Raw genomic sequence first — 676 nt, forward strand, 5'->3', positions numbered from 1 at the left:
GATACGGATACCGACACCGACACCGATACCGATACCGATACGGACACGGATACGGATACGGACACCGACACCGATACCGATACGGATACGGATACGGACACGGACACCGACACCGATACCGATACCGATTCGGATGCCGACGGTGACTCAGACGCCGATGGCGACTCCGATGCTGACGGTGATTCGGACGCTGATGGTGATTCGGATGCCGACGGCGACTCAGACGCCGATGGCGACTCGGATGCTGATGGCGATTCCGATGCCGACGGTGATTCAGACGCCGATGGCGACTCCGATGCCGACGGCGATTCGGATGCTGACGGCGATTCGGATGCTGATGGTGACTCGGATGCCGACGGCGACTCAGACGCCGATGGCGACTCGGATGCCGACGGCGATTCGGATGCCGATGGCGACTCCGACGCTGACGGCGATTCAGACGCCGATGGCGATTCCGATGCCGACGGTGACTCCGATGCTGACGGTGATTCAGACGCCGACGGCGACTCAGACGCTGATGGCGATTCAGACGCCGATGGCGACTCCGATGCTGACGGTGATTCCGATGCCGATGGCGACTCCGATGCCGACGGCGATTCGGATGCTGACGGTGATTCCGATGCTGACGGCGACTCGGATGCTGACGGCGACTCGGATGCTGATGGTGACTCGGATG

Annotated in this window: 1 protein-coding gene; it reads left to right on the top strand. The window is 61.8% G+C overall.

Annotated elements, in window-relative coordinates; all coding sequences use genetic code 11:
- Positions 1-676, top strand: a 676-nt coding sequence (locus tag CKO42_RS14440; RefSeq protein ID WP_200245279.1) for a hypothetical protein, incomplete at both ends; no start/stop codon positions are given.

Origin of the sequence: Lamprobacter modestohalophilus (assembly GCF_016583905.1) — a bacterium.
Classification (GTDB): domain Bacteria; phylum Pseudomonadota; class Gammaproteobacteria; order Chromatiales; family Chromatiaceae; genus Lamprobacter; species Lamprobacter modestohalophilus.